The sequence below is a fragment of the Pseudomonas sp. St316 genome (assembly GCF_018325905.1).
Classification (GTDB): domain Bacteria; phylum Pseudomonadota; class Gammaproteobacteria; order Pseudomonadales; family Pseudomonadaceae; genus Aquipseudomonas.
Genome location: NZ_AP021901.1, coordinates 3163152 through 3181682, shown reverse-complemented (window position 1 = coordinate 3181682; position 18531 = coordinate 3163152). Strand labels below are relative to the sequence as shown.

General features: G+C 62.6%; 12 protein-coding genes. All 12 read left to right on the top strand.

Features of this window, described 5'->3' with window-relative positions:
• Nucleotides 1-95: 95 nt before the first annotated feature.
• The 12 genes from KI237_RS14325 to KI237_RS14270 all read left to right on the top strand — a co-directional run bounded on the left by KI237_RS14325 (nucleotide 96) and on the right by KI237_RS14270 (nucleotide 18458).
• A complete protein-coding gene (locus tag KI237_RS14325; RefSeq protein ID WP_212800369.1) occupies nucleotides 96-2090 on the top strand; it encodes a methyl-accepting chemotaxis protein in 1995 nt (664 codons plus the stop codon).
• 753 nt (nucleotides 2091-2843) lie between these two features.
• Nucleotides 2844-3290: a DUF411 domain-containing protein gene (locus KI237_RS14320; protein ID WP_057450668.1), complete on the top strand. Its 447-nt coding sequence runs from the start codon at nucleotides 2844-2846 to the stop codon at nucleotides 3288-3290.
• The gene (locus KI237_RS14315; protein ID WP_212800368.1) at nucleotides 3290-3724 is read left to right on the top strand and encodes a YqaA family protein; all 435 of its coding nucleotides are present in this window, start codon (nucleotides 3290-3292) and stop codon (nucleotides 3722-3724) included. The genes KI237_RS14320 and KI237_RS14315 overlap by 1 nt, the downstream gene beginning before the upstream one ends.
• An 85-nt stretch (nucleotides 3725-3809) precedes the next feature.
• Nucleotides 3810-4841: an alpha/beta fold hydrolase gene (locus KI237_RS14310; protein ID WP_212800367.1), complete on the top strand. Its 1032-nt coding sequence runs from the start codon at nucleotides 3810-3812 to the stop codon at nucleotides 4839-4841.
• A gap of 11 nt (nucleotides 4842-4852) precedes the next feature.
• Nucleotides 4853-5815: a D-2-hydroxyacid dehydrogenase family protein gene (locus KI237_RS14305; protein WP_212800366.1), complete on the top strand. Its 963-nt coding sequence runs from the start codon at nucleotides 4853-4855 to the stop codon at nucleotides 5813-5815.
• A gap of 617 nt (nucleotides 5816-6432) precedes the next feature.
• Nucleotides 6433-8004, top strand: coding sequence for a glycogen synthase GlgA (gene glgA / locus KI237_RS14300; RefSeq protein WP_212800365.1), 1572 nt, complete (start codon nucleotides 6433-6435; stop codon nucleotides 8002-8004).
• A gap of 7 nt (nucleotides 8005-8011) precedes the next feature.
• Nucleotides 8012-9814, top strand: coding sequence for a malto-oligosyltrehalose trehalohydrolase (gene treZ, locus KI237_RS14295; protein ID WP_212800364.1), 1803 nt, complete (start codon nucleotides 8012-8014; stop codon nucleotides 9812-9814).
• Entirely contained in the window at nucleotides 9811-11889 is a 2079-nt protein-coding gene (gene malQ / locus KI237_RS14290; protein WP_212800363.1) for a 4-alpha-glucanotransferase, read from the top strand. The genes treZ and malQ overlap by 4 nt, the downstream gene beginning before the upstream one ends.
• Nucleotides 11886-14672 (top strand): malto-oligosyltrehalose synthase, encoded by a 2787-nt coding sequence (locus KI237_RS14285; RefSeq protein WP_212800362.1) that lies wholly within the window; start codon nucleotides 11886-11888, stop codon nucleotides 14670-14672. The genes malQ and KI237_RS14285 overlap by 4 nt, the downstream gene beginning before the upstream one ends.
• Before the next feature lie 20 nt (nucleotides 14673-14692).
• Nucleotides 14693-15046 carry a DUF2934 domain-containing protein gene (locus KI237_RS14280; protein ID WP_212800361.1) on the top strand — a complete coding sequence of 118 codons (354 nt, stop codon included), beginning with the start codon at nucleotides 14693-14695 and terminating at the stop codon, nucleotides 15044-15046.
• Nucleotides 15047-15285: 239 nt separating this feature from the next.
• A complete protein-coding gene (gene glgX / locus KI237_RS14275) occupies nucleotides 15286-17445 on the top strand; it encodes a glycogen debranching protein GlgX (protein ID WP_212800360.1) in 2160 nt (719 codons plus the stop codon).
• A 248-nt stretch (nucleotides 17446-17693) separates the two neighbouring features.
• Nucleotides 17694-18458 carry a PIG-L deacetylase family protein gene (locus KI237_RS14270; RefSeq protein WP_212800359.1) on the top strand — a complete coding sequence of 255 codons (765 nt, stop codon included), beginning with the start codon at nucleotides 17694-17696 and terminating at the stop codon, nucleotides 18456-18458.
• Nucleotides 18459-18531: the final 73 nt, after the last annotated feature.

Below are 18531 nucleotides of genomic sequence, written 5' to 3'. Positions count from 1 at the left end.
CATGGCATTCAAGCTTGGCACGGACGAGCCGATACAAATTGGTACGTTCATACCAATTGCCCTTGAAAGACGCCTCTGTGCAAGGACCCACCCCCATGCCCGCATTCCGAACGATTCAGGCCCGCTACACACTGTTCCTGGTTCTATTCATCCTGGTGTTGTCCATCCTGACGGTCGTGGGCATCAGCTACCTCGTCGCGCCCAAGCTGCGCCATACCGAAGAGCAGGTGGTCCTCAACCGCATTGGCGAGGTCGCCGGGCAGATCCAGGGCGAGCTGAACAAGGTGCAGGCCCAGCAACGCAGCATCACCCAGACCATCCCGTTGCTCGACAGCGATGCCATCGACAAGGTCCTGCCCGGGCTGGTGGACCAGTACGGCGAACTGAAAGTGTTCGGCGGCGGGATCTGGCCACTGCCGAACCAGCGCGCCGAGGGGCGCAGCAAGTTCAGTACGTTCTGGCACCGCGATGCCTCCGGCAAGCTGGTGGTCAATACCTTCTGGAACAGTGACGCCGCACCGAACTACTACGAACAACCCTGGCACAAGGGCGGCATGGCCACTCCTCCTGGCAAGTGCGCCTGGGCCGCCGCCTATAAGGACGATGCCAGCGCCGAACCACGCACCAACTGCGCCATGGCCATCCAGAAGAACGGCGTGCCTTACGGCGTTTCCACCATCGACGTGACCCTGGGTTTCTTCAATGACCTGGTGGCGCGCAAGGAAGCCGATCTGAGCGCCGAGATGCTGATCGTCGAAGGCGACGGCAAAATCATCAGCAACAGCTCGCGCATCAACGGCCCCATCGTCCTGAAAAACATCAGCGAACTGGCCGCCAGCTCGCCATTCGCCGCCCAGGTCCAGGCCGGCCTGGCCCACCGTGACCAGTCGCTGCAACGGGTCGAATTCGACAACAATGGCGTGGCCAGCACTTTCTTCATGCGCCCTATCGAAGGTTCGCCGTGGTTCCTGGCGACCGCGTTGCCAACCCGGCTGATCACCGCCCAGCGCGACGACGTGTTGAACACGCTGAGCCTGTTACAAATCCCGATGGTGATCCTGCTGGTGCTGCTGCAGCTGTACGCGATCCGTCAATTGACTAACCGCATGAAGATTCTCAAGGGCAACATCGACGCCTTGTCCACTGGCGATGCCGACCTGACCCGGCGCATTATCATTCGCGCCGAAGACGAACTGGGCGCCATCGGTCATTCGGTCAACGGTTTCATCGCCTACCTGCAGAACATGATTGGCGAAGTCACCCAGGCCACCGGCGCCATGGCCTCGAGCCTGGAAAACCTGCAGCGGACCTCGGCCCACACCAGCGAGATCCTGATGCGCCACGCCTCGGAAACCGACCAGACTGTGACCGCCATTACCGAAATGAGCTCCACGGCCGAAAGCGTCGCGCAAAATGCCGCCGAGACCGCCGCGTTCACCCAGCGCGCCAACGAGCATGCCGACCGCTCCCGCGTGGTGGTCGGCGAGGCGTCCAACAGCGTCGTCGCGCTGATCGACGAAGTGTCCAGCGCGACCCGCAAGGTCGAGAGCATGCAGCAGGACGCCCAGCGCATCACCGAGATTCTCGGCGTCATCGGTGCCATTGCCGGGCAGACCAACCTGCTGGCCCTCAACGCCGCCATCGAGGCCGCCCGGGCCGGTGAGCAAGGCCGCGGTTTTGCCGTGGTGGCCGACGAAGTACGCGCCCTCGCCGCCCGCACTCAGGCCAGCACGTCGGAAATCAACGAAATGCTGACTCGCCTGACCCAAGGCGTGAGTTCGTCGGTCTCGGCCATGGAAAACACCCAGGCCAGCTGCCAGTCGGCCGCCGATGCAACCTCCCGGGTCAACTCGGGCCTGGACGAAATGGCCGGCTCCGTCAGCCAGATCAACAGCCTGAGCACCCAGATCGCCACCGCCGCCGAGCAACAGAGCGCGGTGACCGAGGAGATCAATCGCAGCATGGTGCAAATCCGCCACATGGTGGAGGAACTGGTGGAAAGCGGCCTGGCCAGCGAAAACAACACCCGGCAACTGCTGGATGCCAACAGCCGGGTGAATGCGATCATGGGGCGGTTCAAGGTTCGCTGAAGCGCCTCTATTTTCCTGTGGGAGCGAGCTTGCTCGCGATAGCGGCCTGACAGTCGATCAGGGTTTTGTTGATCGGGTGCATATCCGTTGCTGCGGTAACGGCTACTTAGGGTTCCGCCCTTACGGCGGGTCACTTTTGGAAAAGCGCCAAAAGTAACCAAAAACGCTTTGCCCCACCACTCGGTGCCTCGCTTAGGCTCGGCATGCCCGAACGAAGGCATTGCTCCGTGGGCCCGCCGCGAAGGACCATCCATGGTCCAGCGCGGCTATCCCGGCATCCATGCCGGGATGCCCACTACGCAATGCCTGCGTTCGGCCATCGTGGTTAACGGGGCGCCGAGATCAACGTCCACCGCGAGGCGGCCTGACAGCCGACCTGATTCTACCGGTCGTACTCCGATCCAATTGTGGGAGCGAGCCTGCTCGCGAAGACGGCCTAACAGCCGACCTGGCTCTACCGGTCGTACTCCGATCCAATTGTGGGAGCGAGCTTGCTCGCGAAGACGGCCTAACCGCCGACCTGGCTCTACCGGTCGTACTCCGATCCAATTGTGGGAGCGAGCTTGCTCGCGATAGCGGCGCAACAGTTGCAAAGTTGTGACTGACACACTGCAATCGCGAGCAATTCGCTCCCGCATGACTTATCCGCCCTTGCAACCTGACAATTCTGTAATCCCCGCCTCAGCCCCCCGTCAGCTCGCGCTCGCTACTCTGTTATCCTCCCTCCAAACCGTTCGACACGAGACCACCCCCATGGCCCATCCTCTGCACCTGCTCGCCTTGAGCGCCCTGTTCATGACCACCCTGGCCCAGGCCGCCGAACCCGTCACCATCGATGTACACCGCGATGCCAATTGCGGCTGCTGCAAAAAGTGGATCTCGCATCTGCAAGCAAACGGCTTCAAGGTCAACGACCATGTCGAGGCCGACATGAGTTCGGTCAAGCAACGCCTGGGCGTGGCGCCGAATCTGCGTTCCTGCCACACCGCCGAGATCAACGGCAAATTCGTCGAAGGCCATGTCCCGGCCGACCAGGTGCTGGCGCTGAGCAAGCGCGATGACTTGCTCGGCGTAGCCGCGCCGGGCATGCCCATGGGCTCACCCGGCATGGAAATGGATGGCATGAGCGATGCCTACCAAGTCATCGGCCTGAAGAAAGACGGGACCCAAACCGTAGTGGCGGATTACCCGGCCCACTGATGGGCGAAGCCTATATCGGCTTGTTCCTGGCGGCTTTCGGCGCGGCGACCTTGTTGCCGTTGCAATCGGAGGCAGTGTTGGTTGGCTTGTTGCTCAGCGAACGCCATCTGATCTGGCTGTTGCTGGCCGTTGCCACGCTGGGCAATGTCCTGGGCTCGCTGGTGAACTGGTGGCTGGGCACAAGGCTGGAGCACTTCAAGGATCGGCGCTGGTTTCCGGTCAGCCCGGCCCACCTGGACAAGGCTCGCGTGCATTACCAACGCCTGGGCCACTGGTCACTGCTGCTCAGCTGGCTGCCGATCATCGGTGATCCGTTGACCCTGGTGGCCGGGGTGATGGGCGAGCCGTGGCGGCGTTTCCTGCTGCTCGTGAGCCTTGCCAAGGGTTTGCGCTATGGCGTTCTCGCCCTGGCGACATTGGGCTGGATGGACTGAACGTTCGGGCTGTTCGGTTGCCTGTGGTTAATGTCGCCATAATCGGGTCGCGCCAGGATCGGCTGCGGCCACAAGGAGATTGACCATGCCCCGCACCACTGCGCGCCGGTTGCCCAGCCTGTTCCTCACCGCCGCCCTGCCTCTGTTCGCCCAGGCCGCCAGCCTGCCCGAAGGCCCGGCGTATGGAGCGCAGTTGGAGGGCTTCGAATACCCCTATACCCTCAAGCACTTCGCCTTTGAGTCCCAAGGGCAGGCGTTGCAGATGGGCTATATGGACGTGCCGGCCCAAGGCAAGGTCAATGGCCGCACAGTGGTGTTGATGCACGGCAAGAATTTCTGCGCCGCCACCTGGGGCGATTCGATCAAGGTGCTCAGCGAAACCGGATACCGGGTCATCGCAGCGGACCAGGTTGGCTTCTGCACATCGAGCAAACCCGAGCATTACCAGTACAGCTTCCAGCAACTGGCGAGTAACACCCAGGCCTTGCTCAAGGCCCTCGGCATACACAAAGCCGTCATCCTCGGTCACTCCACCGGCGGCATGCTCGCCACCCGCTACGCCTTGCAGTTTCCCGACGAGGTCGAACGCCTGGCGATGGTCAACCCCATTGGCCTGGAAGACTGGAAAGCCTTGGGCGTACCCTATCGCACCGTGGACCAATGGTACGCGCGGGAGCTGAAAGTCGACGCCGAGGGTATTCGCAACTACGAGCGCACGACCTATTACGCCGGCCGCTGGAAACCTGAGTTCGAGCGCTGGGTAGACATGCTCGCCGGCTTGAACCAGGGTCCGGGTCATACGCAAGTGGCGTGGAACTCGGCGCTGATCTACGACATGATCTTCACTCAGCCGGTCTATTACGAATTCAAGGACCTGACGGTACCCACCCTGCTGCTGATCGGCACCTCGGACACCACCGCCATCGGCAGCGATATCGCGCCGCCGACGGTAAAGGCCACGCTGGGCCACTACGAGGTGTTGGGCAAGCAGGCCGCCAGGCTGATTCCCCGCTCGACCCTGGTGGAGTTCCCCAATCTGGGGCATGCCCCGCAGATGGAAGAGCCGGATCGGTTCCATAAGGCCTTGCTCGGCTGGCTGGACAAACCCATTCCCTGACGAGGTGTTCCATGGCGGTGCAAATAGCGGTGATAGACGATTGGCAAGATGTGGCACGCGGCGTGGTGGATTGGTCGGCGCTGGACAGTGTCGGCCAGGTGACGTTTCTCCACGATTACCCCGCCGACCGAGACACCCTTGCCGAACGTTTGCAGCGCTTCGAGGTGATCTGCGTGATGCGCGAACGCACCGTGTTCGACGAAGGCCTGCTGCGCCGCCTGCCCAATCTCAAGCTGTTGCTCACCGGCGGCATGCGCAATGCCGCCCTGGACCTGAAGGCTGCCGCCGAGCTGGGTATCCAGGTGTGTGGCACCGACAGCTATAAACACGCCACGCCCGAACTGACCTGGGCACTGATCATGGCCCTGACCCGCAACCTGGTGCAGGAGGCCAACGCCCTGCGCGCCGGCCTGTGGCAGCAGGGCTTGGGCGGCGACCTGCACGGCAAGACGCTGGCGATCCTCGGCCTGGGCAGCATCGGTACGCGGGTAGCGCAGTTCGGCCAGGTGTTTGGCATGCGGGTCATCGCCTGGAGCCAGAACCTTCGCGCCGAACGCGCCGCCGAAGTGGGCGTGACCTACGTCAGCAAGCAGGCATTGTTCGAGCAGGCCGATATTCTTTCGATCCACCTGGTGCTCGGCGAACGCACCCGCGGCCTGGTGGATGCCCAGGCCTTGGCCTGGATGAAACCCGAGGCGCTGCTGGTCAACACCTCCCGCGGGCCGATCGTCGATGAAACCGCCCTGATCGATGCGCTGCAGCACAAGCGCCTGGCCGGCGCCGCCCTGGACGTATTCGCCCAGGAACCCTTGCCCGCGGCCCATCCGTTCCGAACCCTGGACAACGTACTGGCCACGCCTCATGTGGGTTACGTCAGCCGACAGAATTACCAGCGGTTCTATTCCCTGATGATCGAAGACCTGCTGGCCTGGGCGGCGGGGCAGCCGATTCGGCTGCTGACACCGGCGGGCTGAAACTGGAGCATCCACACCTCCCCTTGTGGGAGCGAGCTTGCTCGCGATAGCAGAGGATCAGTTGCAAGGTTGGTGACTGGCACACCGCTATCGCGAGCAAGAGGCCTTGTATTTTATTGGCCACTAAAACGCCTCTATGCCAGCCGCCCTCCAATGGTGCATCGCGCCATTCCATCGCGCACGCCGATGAGACAACGCTCTCCCCTTACACCTTTTTGTTTTCAGAAAACTGCACTTCGTCGGTGCGTATTCCACTTCGTCGTGTAAGACATTGCCGCTAAAAAACGTGATTGTCGGACAATGCGACGAACCGAGCCGCACCGCTCTAAGTTCTGACCTAGACTGCCTAACCGTGGGGAAAACCAACCGGTCATCCAGACGAAAAAAAGTCGAAACTTTTCGCAACGGCGACAGGTCAGGTTAGAGGTAGGGCAATCGCGGCTGGTGCAGTCCTTGCACTAGTCATTGCAACAGCTCCTTCAGCTGATTCGCTTCGCCGCGTTGGGTAGCCGTTCGCTTTCCTTGCGTAGCGCTTGTGCGCCTGGCCGCAGGATTTGGCCAATGAAACAACAGCTCTGGCGCTTGCCGGAAACAGATCGAGAAAATGGGAGATATTTATGATCAGTGCTGCCTTGGAACCACAACAAGTCCGTTCTCAATTACCGCCGGCGGCCGAATCGCCAACGGCTCCGGTGCTGGCCACCGGCGGCAAGGCACTGCTCCCCGTCGTTCGACAGAATCCCAACCGCAAGAAAGTATTGTTCGTTACCTCGGAAATCGCCGACCTGGTAAAGACCGGCGGCCTGGGCGATGTCTCCTCCGCACTGCCCCGGGCCATGGCCGGGCTGCATGATGTCCGGGTGCTGATCCCCGGTTATCCGCAAGTGATGAACAGCGGCAATCCGATCCACATTATCGGCGAACTGGGCGGCCACGCAGCGCTGCCGCCCTGCAAGATCGGGCGCATGGACATGGCCGACGGCCTGGTGATCTACGTCCTGATCTGCCCGGAACTGTTTGCCCGCGAAGGCTCCCCCTACGGTGCCAACAACGGTCGCGACTGGCCCGACAACCACATTCGCTTCGCCCGCCTGGGCCTGGCCGCGGCCGACATCGCCGCCAACCTCGCGCAGATCCACTGGTGCCCGGACCTGGTCCACGCCCACGACTGGCCAGCTGGGCTGGCGCCGGCCTATATGCACTGGCGCGGGCAACGCACCCCGACCCTGTTTACCATTCACAACCTGGCCTACCAGGGCGTCGTCAGCTTGGCGTCCTGCCCGGAGCTGGGTATCCCCGAACACGCCCTGCAACAAGAAGGCATGGAGTTCTACGGCAAACTGTCGTTCCTCAAGGCCGGGATGGCCTACTCCAGCCATATCACCACCGTCAGCGCCACCTACGCCCAGGAGATCACCACCCCGGCGTTTGGCTGCGGGCTCGACGGTTTCCTCGCTGCCAAGACCCACCAGGGTTTGCTCAGCGGCATTCCCAACGGTATCGATGAAAGCTGGGACTCGGCCACCGACACCCACCTGTTCCGTCAGTTCGCCATGGGCGACTGGGAAGGCAAGGCGGTCAATGCGTCCCATGTGCGTGAGCTGTTTGGCCTCGACGACTCCACTGGCCCGCTGTTCGCCGTAGTTTCGCGCCTGGTCTACCAGAAAGGCCTGGACCTGACCGAAGCGGTCGCCGAGTTTATCGTCGAGTCCGGCGGCCAGATCGCCATCATCGGCCGTGGCGAACCGGAGGAAGAACAGGCCATGCGTGAACTGGCGCTGCGCTTCCCCGGACGCATCGGCGTACGTATCGGCTTCAACGAAACCGATGCGCGGCGGATGTTCGCCGGCAGCGATTTCCTGCTGATGCCGTCGCGCTACGAGCCCTGCGGCTTGAGCCAGATGTACGCCCAGCGCTTCGGCTCACTGCCGGTGGCGCGCAATACCGGAGGCCTGGCGGACACCATCGAAGACGGCATCACCGGTTTTCTGTTCGATGAGTCCACCGTGGAAAGCTACAAACAGGCCTTGAGCCGGGCCTTCAAGGTCTTCGAGTTCCCCGATCTGCTCAACGCCATGCGCTGCCGGGCCATGTCGGCGCCGTTCAACTGGTGCAAGGCCGTGGAACCCTACGCCGAGCTTTACGAACAGCTGGTGGCTAAGTCACTGGGAAAATCGGCCAGACAATGAGGTAACAATGACGTCAAGGACGCCTGATACATGGACCCACGGGGCGGTCATGCTGGATGACGAGCACACCCGCTTCGCCCTCTGGGCCCCGGATGCATTTTTTGTCAGTGTCGAGCTCGACACTGGAGATTCAATACCGCTACTGCCCCAAGCCGACGGCTGGTTCATGATCCAGACCCGTTGCCCCGCCGGCACCCGCTACCGCTACAACATCGATGGCGAGCTGGAGGTGCCGGACCCGGCCTCGCGCGCCCAGGCCGGCGACATCGACCGCCACAGCGTGGTGGTCAACCCGCATGCCTATTCATGGCGACACACCCAATGGTCCGGCCGCCCCTGGCACGAAGCCGTCATCTACGAGTTGCACGTGGGCGCCCTGGGCGGTTTCGATGGCGTCGAACAGCATTTGGCACGCCTGGCCGGGTTGGGCGTCACCGCCATCGAGCTGATGCCATTGGCGCAGTTTCCCGGTGATCGCAACTGGGGCTACGACGGCGTCCTGCCTTACGCACCCCAGGCCTCCTACGGCACGCCCGAACAGCTCAAGCATCTGATCGACAGCGCCCACGGCCATGGGCTGTCCGTCATTCTCGATGTGGTCTACAACCACTTCGGCCCCGATGGCAACTACCTGCATCGTTATGCCAAGGGCTTCTTCCGTGAAGACAAGCACACGCCCTGGGGCGCGGCGATTGATTTCCGACGCCGCGAAGTGCGGGACTTCTTCATCGACAATGCGCTCATGTGGCTGCTGGAGTACCGTTTCGACGGCCTGCGCCTGGACGCGGTACACGCCATCGAAGACCCGGACTTTCTCCAGGAACTGGCGGCCAGGGTGCGCGAGCAAGTGGACCCGATCCGGCATGTCTGGCTGACCGTGGAGAACGAACACAACCAGGCCAGCCTGCTGGAACACGGCTACGACGCCCAGTGGAACGACGACGGGCACAATGCCCTGCACGTGCTGCTGACCGGTGAGACCGACGCCTACTACGCCGACTATGCCGAGCAGCCGACCGAACAACTGGCCCGTTGCCTGAGCCAGGGTTTTGTCTTCCAGGGGCATCTCAATCGCCATGGCGAAGCCCGGGGCGAACCCAGTGGTCACCTGCCGCCGAGCGCGTTCGTGCTGTTCCTGCAGAACCATGACCAGATCGGCAACCGTGCCTTGGGTGAACGCCTGCATCAACTCGCCGCCCCCCAGGCCCTGCAGGCAGCGACCGTCTTGTTGCTGCTATCACCGATGATCCCCCTGCTGTTCATGGGCGATGAGGTGACAGCCGAACAACCGTTCCTGTTCTTTACCAGCCACCACGGCGAGCTGGCAGAGCGGGTGCGCGAAGGCCGACGCAACGAGTTCAAGGCCTTCAGTGCCTTTGCCGATCCGCAGAAGCGCGAGCGAATTCCAGACCCCAACGCCGCCAGCACCTTCGAGGCTTCACGCCCAAGCCCGGAAGCGCAAGGCCCGGAGCAGCAGGCCAACGAGGCGCTGTATCGGCATCTGCTGAAAATCCGCCGTGAAGAGATCGTCCCGCGCCTGCCCGGTGCCCAGGCCCTGGGTACCGATGTGCTGGGCCATGGCGCCATCAGCGCACGCTGGCGGTTGGGCGATGGCTGCGTGTTGCGCATCGACTTCAACCTCGGCGATCAGCCCGTTGAACACGACGCCCCGCAAGAGGCCCGCATTCTTTTCGAACATCCGCAGCAGGTCATGGGTCTGTTGCAACAGGGCGTCCTTGCGCCCTACAGCGCGCTGGTCAGCCTGACGCAGGCGACAACCTTGCCCAACATCACTGGAGAGCGCCTATGAGCGATGCGCAACTGGAAATCCTTGCCAGCCGAGCGGGCCTGGCGGTGGATTGGATCGATGCCAATGGCCGGGCCCAGAAAGTCTCGCCGGCGGTCTTGCGTTCGGTCCTCACCGGCCTGGGCCACCCAGCCGGCAGCGCCCAGGAAATCGACGCCAGCCTGCTGCAGTTGCAGGAAGCTCAACACAACCATCAATTGCCACCGCTGCTCACCGCCGACGTCGGGGTCAGCCTGGATTTGAGCCGCTACTTCGATGCCGGGACACCCTGCGAAATCAAACTCGAAGATGGCGCGACACTGAACCTGAACCTCGATGCCGAAGCCAAGCTGCCAGGGATGGTTGCGGTGGGTTATCAGCACATCAGCATCCAGGACCAGCATTTCACCCTGGCGGTCGCGCCGGCCCGTTGCTACAGCGTGGCCGATGCGGTGGACGACCCGACGCCACGGGCCTGGGGCCTGAGCGCGCAACTGTACGCCCTCAGGCGTCCCGGCGACGGTGGCTTCGGTGACACCCAAGCCTTGGAGGAACTGGCGCGGGTGGCCGGCGAGCGCGGCGCCGAGGCCGTTGCCATCAGCCCGATGCACGCCATGTTCAGCAGCGACACCGGGCGCTACAGCCCCTACTCACCGTCGAGCCGACTGTTCTTCAACAGCCTGTACGCCGCGCCGGGCACCATCCTCGGTGAACGTGCGCTGCGCACCGCCATCGACGCCACCGGCTTGACCAATCAACTGCGCACCCTGGAAGAGCAACCGCTGATCGACTGGCCGGTCGCCGCCCAGGCCAAACAGAAAATCCTGCGTGCCCTGTACGACGGCTTCAGCCAGGGTGAGCATCCGCTGCATGAAGACTTCAGCAGTTTCCGCCACACCAGCGGCGAGGCCCTGGAAAACCATTGCCGCTTCGAGGCCTTGCAGGCCGAACGTGCGGCCCGGGGTGAAAGCCTCGACTGGCGCCACTGGCCGGAAGAATGGCGTGACCCGCGCAGCCCCGCCCTGGCCCATTTCGCCGAGGAAAATGCCGATGAGATCGGCTTCTACGCTTTTTGCCAATGGTTGATCGCCCGCTGCCTGGAACGCGCCCAGAGTGCAGCCAGATCCAGCGGCATGGGCATTGGCCTGATCGCCGACCTGGCGGTGGGCGCCGATGGCGGCGGCAGCCAGGCCTGGAGCCGGCAGGACGAATTGCTGGCTTCGCTGACCGTGGGCGCGCCGCCGGACATTCTCAACCGCTCCGGCCAAGGTTGGGGGATTTCCGCGTTTTCCCCGGAAGGCCTGGTGCGTAACGGCTTTCGCGCCTTCATTGAAATGTTGCGGGCCAACTTCGCCCATGCCGGCGGCTTGCGCATCGATCATGTCATGGGCTTGCAACGGCTCTGGGTGATCCCTAACGACGCCCCCCCCAGCGATGGCGCCTACCTGTATTACCCAGTGGACGACCTGCTGCGCCTGTTGGCGCTGGAATCCTATCGGCATCAGGCTATCGTGCTCGGCGAAGACCTCGGTACCGTGCCCGACGGCCTGCGGGACAAACTCGTTGCCCGCTCGATCCTGGGCATGCGCGTGCTGTTGTTCGAACAGGACAACACCCACTTCAAGCCCATTCTCGACTGGCCGGACAATGCCCTGGCCACCACCAGCACCCATGATTTGCCGACGCTCAATGGCTGGTGGCACGGTCACGACATCGACTGGAACGCCCGGCTGGACCTGATCGATTCCCACACCGAAATGGACTGGCGCAAACACCGCGAACGCGAACGTGAAGGCCTGCGCCAGGTGCTGAACCAGGATCCGCAGAACTTTCGCGAAGAACACCGCGAGACCGACCAGGTCCTCGATGCCAGCGTACGTTTTCTCGGCCACACCCGCGCGCCGCTGGTGCTGCTGCCACTCGAAGACGCCCTGGGCATCGAGGAGCAAGCAAATCTGCCGGGCACCATCGACACCCACCCCAATTGGCGTCGCCGCCTGGCCGGGCAAAGCCAGGCGTTGCTCGATCATCCGGACGCAGCCCGGCGCCTGGAAATACTTGCCTGTGCCAGGCTTCAGGCGAACGAGCGTGACCGATGAAGCAGACATTGATCCAACCCCTGCGGGCAACAGTGCGCCTGCAGTTTCATAAAGGCTTCACCCTGGACGATGCCATCCCCCAGGTGCCGTACTTCGCCTCACTGGGCATCAGCCACATTTATGCCTCGCCGCTGCTCAAGGCCCGGGCCGGCTCGATGCACGGCTACGATGTGGTCGACCCGACCCTGGTCAACCCCGAACTGGGTGGCGAAGCCGCGCTCAAGCGTCTGGTCGCAGCGTTGCGCGAGCACCAGATGGGCTTGATCCTCGACATCGTGTCCAATCACATGGCCGTTGGCGGCAATGACAACCCCTGGTGGCTGGATTTGCTGGAATGGGGTCGCTTGAGCCCCTACGGTGAATTCTTCGACATCCAGTGGCACTCCCCCGACCCACTGATGGAAGGCCAATTGCTGCTGCCGTTCCTCGGCAGTGACTACGGCGTAGCGTTGCAGGAAGGCACCTTGCAGCTGCACTTCGATGCCGGCCAAGGCAGCTTCTACGTCGAGCACTACGAACACCGCTTCCCGATTTGCCCGATGCACTATGGCGAACTGCTCAAACCCACCGAAACCCTGCCCGCCGAGCAAACCGAATCGCTCAAGGCACTGGCCGAACGCTTCACCACACTCAATTACCAGACCGACGCCCACACCCTCGCCCGCCCGTTGCAAAAAGAGCTGCGGGACCTGGCGGCGCAAGCGGGCATCCTCACCGCCATCGAGGACAACCTGGGCGGCTACGACTCCACAGCCCCCGAAGGCTTCGAGCGCCTGCACCAACTGCTCGAGCGCCAGAGCTACCGGCTCGCCAGCTGGCGCACGGCGGCGGACGACATCAATTGGCGGCGCTTTTTCGATGTCAACGAACTGGGTGGGCTGCGGGTCGAGCGTCCGGCGGTCTTCGAGGCGACCCATGCCAAGATTTTCCAGTTGATCGGCGAAGGACTGGTGGACGGCCTGCGGATCGATCACATCGACGGTCTTGCCGACCCTCGTGGTTACTGCCGCAAGTTGCGCAGACACCTCGATTCGCTGTCGCCAACCCGACACCTGCCGATTTTCGTCGAGAAGATTCTTGGCGATGGCGAGACGTTGCGGCGGGACTGGAACATCGACGGCAGCACCGGCTACGAATTCATGAACCAGGTCTCGCTGCTCCAGCATGACCCGACCGGTGCCGCCCCCCTCGCCGAATTCTGGAGCCGGCACAGTGAACGGCCAGCGCACTTCATCGAAGAAGCTCGCCTGGCCCGCCAGCAGATTCTCAATGGCTCCCTGGCCGGAGACTTCGAAAGCGTCGCCCAGGCCCTGCTGCAGGTGGCCCGTGACGATGTGATGACCCGCGACCTGACCCTGGGCGCGATCCGTCGGGCCTTGCAGGAACTGATCGTGCATTTCCCGGTGTATCGCACCTACATCACGCCCCTGGGGCGTTCGGCCGAAGACGAGGTGTTCTTTAACCAGGCCCTGGAAGGCGCCCGGCGGACGCTCAGCGAAGCCGACTGGCCAGTGCTCGACTGCCTGGCCGGCTGGCTCGGTGGGATGCCCTGGCGGCAACGTCCGCGTGGCAGCCAGCGTAAACGCCTGCGCCATGCCTGCGTGCGTTTCCAGCAACTGACCTCGCCGGCTGCCGCCAAAGCGGTGGAGGACACCGCGCTCTATCGCTCGGCGGTGCTGTTGTCACGCAATGACGTGGGTTATGACACCGAGCGCTTCAGTGCCCCGGCCGAGGTGTTCCACCGCGCGTGCCTTGAGCGACTCGAACATTTCCCCGACAACCTGATCACCACCGCCACCCACGACCACAAGCGCGGCGAAGACACCCGCGCCAGGCTGGCCGTGCTCAGCGAGCGCAGCGATTGGTACAGCGCCTGCGTGGGGCAATGGCGCATCCTTTCGCCTTCGCTGCACAGTGACCCGGCGGCGCCCTCGGCCGGTGATGAACTGATTCTGTACCAGGCCCTGCTCGGCAGCTGGCCACTGGACCTCGACCTCCAGGACCACAAGGCCCTGGCCGCCTACAACGAGCGCCTGTGGCAATGGCAGCGCAAGGCCCTGCGGGAAGCCAAACTGCAAAGCAGCTGGGCGGCGGTCAACGACGCTTATGAGCAAGCCACGCAGATGTTTCTCGAACGGTTGCTGCTGGGCGATGAGGGGTTGCCGTTGCGCAGCGCCATCGCCGAGGCAGTCCAGGCCATCGCCCCAGCGGGCGCCCTCAACAGTCTGGCGCAAACTTTGCTGCGCATGACGGTGCCCGGCGTACCGGACCTGTACCAAGGCAACGAGTTCTGGGACTTCAGCCTGGTGGACCCGGATAACCGCCGCCCGGTGGATTTTCAGGCACGCCGCGAGGCGTTACGGGCCGACAGCACGCCAGCCGCGTTGATACGCGATTGGCGGGACGGCCGAGTCAAACAGGCATTGATCGCCAGGACGCTGGCCGTGCGAGCCGAGTATCCGCGGCTATGGCGCCAGGGGCGCTACCAGCCGCTGGAAGTGCTCGGCGAGCAAGCCGAGCGAGTACTGGCGTTCATGCGTGAAGACTCGCAACAACGGGCGATCATTGTTGTACCTGTCCATGCGGCGCCGTTGCTGGAAAACAGTGCCGTGCCGCTGGTGGCTGCGTCGGATTGGGGCGATACCCGTGTGTCGTTACCGTTCGCCGCCGGGGATGAAAAACTGAAGGGACTTTTTTCCAGCGCAACAGTCACACCCCAAAGGGAGCTGCTGATCAGCACCGCGCTGGGGAATTTCCCGGTCAATGTCTTTATCCAACCTTGAGTTGAATCAGGAGCACTGCGATGAGTACCGACGATAAACGCATTCGCGAATTCGCCTACCAGATCTGGGAGTCCGAGGGTAAGCCCACCGGGCAGGAGAAACGCCACTGGGAGATGGCGCGCAAACTGGCCGAAGCCGAAGCACTGGCCCCCAGCAAGCCACCCAAGGCGGCGAGCAAATCAGCGGCCAGCAAAACCGATGGCGCCAAGTCCGCTAGCGCCAAGAGCACCACGGCCAAGACCGTCGCAAAAAACACACCGCCCAAGGCCAAGCCTGCGGCCAAACCTTCTGCGGCGACTGCCGCGGTAGTGCCACCGGCCAACAAAACAGCCGACAAGAAACCCCGGGCACCACGCAAACCGCCGGCGGTTTGATTCCTCCTGTCGGTCTCCTCGCCAGGTGGGAGCAGCGCTTGCTCGCGAAACAGGCCTCGTTTTTTTCGCGTGCATCGCTCAATCGCGGGCAAGCCTTGCTCCCACAGAGAAGCAACGTTGTCCCACATAGCGGGGCGATGCGACGTTTCGCTAAATCGCCTCGCCAAAGATGAAGGGTGGAGCCACCCATCCCAAGTGAACCGCATCGCTGAATCTGTCTGTCTTTTGCAGGAGCAACTATGACCCGTCCAAACAAAACCACGCCGCCGCCCGTGATCGAGGCTTCGCGGATCCGTGAAGGGCTGCCTTTTCCATTGGGTGCAACCTGGGATGGCCTCGGGGTCAATTTCGCGCTGTTTTCAGCCAATGCCACCAAGGTTGAACTGTGCATTTTCGATGATGCCGGCGAAGTCGAACTCGAACGCATCGAGCTGCCGGAGTACACCGACGAGATTTACCACGGCTATCTGCCGGATGCCCACCCGGGCTTGATCTATGGCTACCGGGTCTACGGCCCATACGACCCGGCGAACGGCCACCGTTTCAACCCGAACAAGCTGTTGATCGACCCGTATGCCAAGCAACTGGTCGGTCAGTTGAAGTGGTCCGAAGCCCTCTTTGGCTACACCATTGGCCATCCCGATGGCGACCTCAGTTTCGATGAACGTGACAGCGCCCCGTTTGTCCCCAAGTGCAAGGTCATCGACCCTGCGCACACCTGGGGCCATGACCATCGCGTCAGCGTACCCTGGGACAAGACCATCCTGTATGAGACCCACGTGCGCGGCCTCACAATGCGTCACCCTTCGGTGCCGGAGAACCTGCGCGGTACGTTCGCCGGGCTGATGGTCGACGATGTGCTGGAGCATGTCCGCAAGCTGGGGGTCTCTTCGGTAGAACTGCTGCCCATCCATGCCTTCGTCAATGACCAGCACCTGCTGCACAAAGGCATGACCAACTACTGGGGTTACAACAGCATCGCCTTCTTTGCCCCGGACCCACGCTACCTGGCCAGTGGCAAGATCGCCGAATTCAAGGAGATGGTCGCGCACCTGCACGAGGCCAACCTGGAAGTCATCCTCGACGTGGTCTACAACCACACCGCCGAGGGCAATGAACAGGGCCCCACCCTGTCCATGCGCGGCATCGATAACGCCTCGTACTACCGGCTGATGCCCGACGACAAACGCTACTACATCAACGATTCCGGCACCGGCAATACCCTGGACCTGAGCCATCCTTGCGTTCTGCAAATGGTCACCGACTCCCTGCGCTATTGGGCCACGGAGATGCACGTCGACGGTTTCCGCTTCGACCTGGCGACCATTCTGGGCCGCTACCATGACGGCTTCGACGAGCGCCACAGCTTCCTCGTGGCCTGTCGCCAGGACCCGGTGCTGCGCCAGGTAAAAATGATCGCCGAGCCTTGGGACTGCGGCCCTGGGGGCTACCAGGTGGGACGCTTCCCGCCGGGCTGGGTCGAGTGGAACGACAAGTTCCGCGACACGGTGCGGGCCTTCTGGAAGGGTGATGACGGCCAGCTTGCCGATTTCGCCAGTCGGATGACGGCTTCGGGCGAGATGTTCAACCAGCGTGGCCGGCGTCCGTACGCTTCGGTGAACTTCGTCACCGCCCATGACGGTTTCACCTTGCATGACCTGGTGTCGTACAACGACAAGCACAACGAGGCCAACGACGAGAACAACCAGGACGGCAGCAATAACAACCTGTCCTGGAACCATGGTGTCGAAGGCCCGACGGATGACCCGGAGATCAACGCACTGCGCCATCGACAGATGCGTAACTTCTTCGCCACCCTGCTGCTGGCCCAAGGCACGCCGATGATCGTTGCCGGCGACGAATTTGCCCGTACCCAACACGGCAATAACAATGCCTATTGCCAGGATAGTGAAATCGGCTGGGTCAATTGGGACCTGAGCGAGGATGGCGCTGCGCTGCTCAAGTTCGTCAAGCGCCTGATCAAGTTGCGCCTGACCTATCCGATCCTGCGGCGCGGGCGGTTCCTGGTGGGTAACTACAACGAGGACATCGGCGTCAAGGACGTGACCTGGCTGGCCCCGGACGGTAATGAAATGACCATTGAGCAATGGCAGGACAGCCATGGCCGCTGCCTGGGCATGCTGATGGACGGCCGGGCCCAAGAGACCGGCATTCGGCGCAAAGGCGGCGATGCGACACTGCTGCTGGTGGTCAACGCGCACCATGACATCGTCAATTTCCGCTTGCCGGAAGTCCCCGAGGGCAGTTTCTGGACCTGCATGGTCGACACCAACCAGCCTAACGTTCGTGGACAGGAGCGCTTCGATTTCGACTCAGAATACTCCGTCACCGGGCGCTCGTTGCTGCTGTTCGAGCTGCAACGCGAAGAAGAGGAATGAAGTACCAGCTCTAGACAGCCAGACGACCGCAAGGAAGCGGTTTGCGAGGCACACAGCCCAGTTTGAAGAAAAAAATGCAGTTCAGGCACACATGTCACGAGACGAATCGGCCGACATGGTCAATACTCCACATGCGGTAGTCTCCAGGATTCGGAGCGCTGTGAATCGCAGCCATACCCACGCGGGCGCCATCTGACAGTAGGCCCGGTACATGGCTGAAAGATTGAATACACACAAGGATGTCTCTCATGAAACCCGCCTCTCGCTTGCCCGGCCGGCAACATCCGCAAATCTGGAACAGTGCTGCGCAACTGGCCGATATTCCGATCATCAGTACCCAGACGCTCATTCCCGCCGGCGCCCGCGCCGTTGTCCTCGCCCCGCATCCGGGCGATGAGATCGGCGCCTGTGGTGGATTGCTGCAGTTGCTGAACAACCTGGATCAACCCATGTTGCTGATCTCGGTCTCCGATGGAGCCCTGATCCACCCCGGTTCACCGTTGTGGACCGATGAACGCTTGCGTGCGCACCGCCCTCACCCGCAGGAAAGCGTGGACGCCCTGCATCGCCTGGGCATAGCAACCCATGGCCTGCAATGGGTGCGCGGCGGCTTCCCGGAAAAAAACCTGATCGAACACGAAGCCGAGCTCACCGACTTTATTGCACGTCACCTGCGCCCCGGTGACGTGGTGTTCAGCACCTGGCGCCAGGATGGCGACAGCGACCACGACACCGTCGGGCGCGCCGGGGCCCTGGCGGCCGACAGGATCGGAGTGGCGTTCAACGAACTGCCGGTATGGGCTTGGCACTGGCCGGTCCGCGAGCAAAATAAAATCCCCTGGCACCGGGCCCGCAAACTGCGTCTCGACGTCTGGACCACCGCCCGCAAGCGTCACGCCATGTACGCGTACGTCAGCCAGCTCAACGGCGAACCGGCGAGCGGCATCGCCCCGTTGTTCCCCCGGGTCATCCTTGATCGGATGGGGCTGCCGTATGAGATTGTCTTTATCTGAACACCTGCTTGTAGGAACTGGGCTGGTTCGCGATGGAGGTGGTTCAGATACACCGCCATCGCGAGCAAGCTCG

Excerpts from the sequence above, each read along its gene's own strand:
- malQ (WP_212800363.1), top strand. The coding sequence starts at position 9,811 with ATGAGCGATGCGCAACTGGAAATCCTTGCCAGCCGAGCGGGCCTGGCG.
- KI237_RS14305 (WP_212800366.1), top strand. The coding sequence starts at position 4,853 with ATGGCGGTGCAAATAGCGGTGATAGACGATTGGCAAGATGTGGCACGC.
- KI237_RS14315 (WP_212800368.1), top strand. The coding sequence starts at position 3,290 with ATGGGCGAAGCCTATATCGGCTTGTTCCTGGCGGCTTTCGGCGCGGCG.
- KI237_RS14325 (WP_212800369.1), top strand. The coding sequence starts at position 96 with ATGCCCGCATTCCGAACGATTCAGGCCCGCTACACACTGTTCCTGGTT.
- glgX (WP_212800360.1), top strand. The coding sequence starts at position 15,286 with ATGACCCGTCCAAACAAAACCACGCCGCCGCCCGTGATCGAGGCTTCG.
- KI237_RS14320 (WP_057450668.1), top strand. The coding sequence starts at position 2,844 with ATGGCCCATCCTCTGCACCTGCTCGCCTTGAGCGCCCTGTTCATGACC.
- treZ (WP_212800364.1), top strand. The coding sequence starts at position 8,012 with ATGACGTCAAGGACGCCTGATACATGGACCCACGGGGCGGTCATGCTG.
- glgA (WP_212800365.1), top strand. The coding sequence starts at position 6,433 with ATGATCAGTGCTGCCTTGGAACCACAACAAGTCCGTTCTCAATTACCG.
- KI237_RS14285 (WP_212800362.1), top strand. The coding sequence starts at position 11,886 with ATGAAGCAGACATTGATCCAACCCCTGCGGGCAACAGTGCGCCTGCAG.
- KI237_RS14280 (WP_212800361.1), top strand. The coding sequence starts at position 14,693 with ATGAGTACCGACGATAAACGCATTCGCGAATTCGCCTACCAGATCTGG.
- KI237_RS14310 (WP_212800367.1), top strand. The coding sequence starts at position 3,810 with ATGCCCCGCACCACTGCGCGCCGGTTGCCCAGCCTGTTCCTCACCGCC.
- KI237_RS14270 (WP_212800359.1), top strand. The coding sequence starts at position 17,694 with ATGAAACCCGCCTCTCGCTTGCCCGGCCGGCAACATCCGCAAATCTGG.